The following is a 361-nucleotide window of genomic DNA, read 5'->3' as shown; positions in this document are numbered from 1 at the left end:
CGCGCCGCGAAGCTCGGCACCGTCTACGGCGTGGACTGGGTGGACGTGCCCGACCGGGACGCCAGGACCGTCGACGTGCGCGAGCAGTTCGAGGGCGAGGACGTCACCCGTGCCAGGAAGCTGGAGGGCATGTGGTGGGCGGACGGCGGCGCGTACATCGTCTCCTNNCCGTCTCACCGTACGGCGGGCTGGTCATCGCCGAGGACGGCGAGGGCGTCCAGCATCTCTTCGGCGCCACCGAGCGCGGACGCACCTATCCGATCGCCCGCAACGACCTCAACGACAGCGAGTTCACGGGGGTCGTGTTCTCGCCCGACGGCCGCACGCTGTTCGCCAACATCCAGGAGCCGGGCATCATGCT

General features: G+C 69.9%; 1 protein-coding gene and 1 pseudogene. Both read left to right on the top strand.

What is annotated here, in order from left to right; genetic code table 11:
- A pseudogene (locus BFF77_RS37615) lies at positions 1–166 on the top strand (Tat pathway signal sequence domain protein); the annotation flags it as partial.
- Between the two features lie 2 nt (positions 167–168).
- A partial coding sequence (locus tag BFF77_RS37610) for an alkaline phosphatase PhoX (RefSeq protein ID WP_245704059.1) occupies positions 169–361 on the top strand: 193 nt, incomplete at both ends.

It is taken from the genome of Streptomyces lushanensis (assembly GCF_001700515.1).
Lineage (GTDB): Bacteria > Actinomycetota > Actinomycetes > Streptomycetales > Streptomycetaceae > Streptomyces > Streptomyces lushanensis.
This window is presented reverse-complemented; position numbering and strand designations above follow the sequence as displayed.